Genomic DNA, 1,290 nt, shown 5'->3' with positions numbered 1-1,290 from the left:
AAAGGGTTAAAAGAAGCCAATGAAGTTTTGGACATTATGCGACTTGAAAAAGAAGACCAATATGGGTATAACCGCTATTTGGACAGCTTGCATTTAAAAGCAAGTGAACTGTTTTCTTTACAAACAGAGGCTGAGTTTAAAATTAAAGAAGATATTGCAAAGAAATCTATAAAAAAGGGATTTGACAATGAAACAATTTCTGAAATAACAAGTTTAACAATTTTGAAAATACAAGAGTTGAGAAACGAAATGGACAATTAAATCTTCTGCCAACATCCAGCCTTTCCTTGCAGCTGAAAGCCGAGCAATGAATTGTAACCAACGAAAACCTAATATAGAATAAAGTTAATGAGTTAAACCGATTCCATTTGCGGCTCTTATGGAGTTATCGAATTTTTTTTAGATAGTATATTAAGAGGATTTAGTGCCTCTTTTTTTTTGAAAAATTTGTAAATAAATGCTGTTTTATTTCATAGTTTTTTATTATTTTTGAAAAATATTCGGCGATGGTTTTTTTTACAGATTAAAGTTAACAGCAAGCCTCTCACAACACAATCATAAAAATGAATTGGGAAGATTTAAAATTTTATAACCCCATAGAAAAAGAAGAGTAAGTTATGCTAAAAAGTCTATTGAGACTATTGTAGCTGAAAAACTTTTAGCATACGAATTCAAAATAAATGGAAGAAAATTAATTCGAAAATCCAATGATCTAATACGTGTTATTCATTTAGATTCTCGTGGCTCTTGGCTAGGTTCTTCAAATTCACGGTTAATCCTTAACTAAATATATATGAAAAAAAGCACAAAAATAATTTTAGTTATAACATTGTTATCAACTATTATTGGAGTTCTTGCTAAATTAGATGGAAATAGATTTATTGGAAATTTATTCCTTGCAATAAGTGTAATCACTTGGTTATATTTTATTTACACATTGATATTTCAATTTATAAATAAAAAACAAATGTTATAATGTAGTGTTGATTGGAGGTTAGTGAAAGGCAGATATGATAATTTATAACTGCCTTTCTATTAATAAATAACAAAGGTATAACAAGCGTTTTGCGAGATTACGGGTTCAGTGTTTAGCATTTTCAATGAAGAGTATTTTGATATTTTACAAAAATTTGACATTGCATTTGAACCCAAATAGTTATACCAAATATACATATAAAATAGTCCAATCTACTTGTTCTTTTTTGCTAAAATTATTAAAAAAAAATAGTTCCGTAGCCCAGCTATGCAACGATTTTTTTTGAAAATTTTCTCTAAAAAATAACTACGCAT

At 28.1% G+C, this 1,290-nt stretch carries 1 pseudogene; it reads left to right on the top strand.

Annotation, left to right across the window (positions count from 1 at the left end):
* Positions 1-261 (top strand): annotated as a pseudogene (locus tag B0A58_RS03225) (hypothetical protein); the annotation flags it as partial.
* Positions 262-1,290: the final 1,029 nt, after the last annotated feature.

Source organism: Flavobacterium branchiophilum NBRC 15030 = ATCC 35035, assembly GCF_002217205.1.
Taxonomy (GTDB): Bacteria; Bacteroidota; Bacteroidia; order Flavobacteriales; family Flavobacteriaceae; genus Flavobacterium; species Flavobacterium branchiophilum.
Note: the sequence above shows the minus strand (reverse complement) of the source record. Positions and strands in the feature narration are given on the sequence as shown.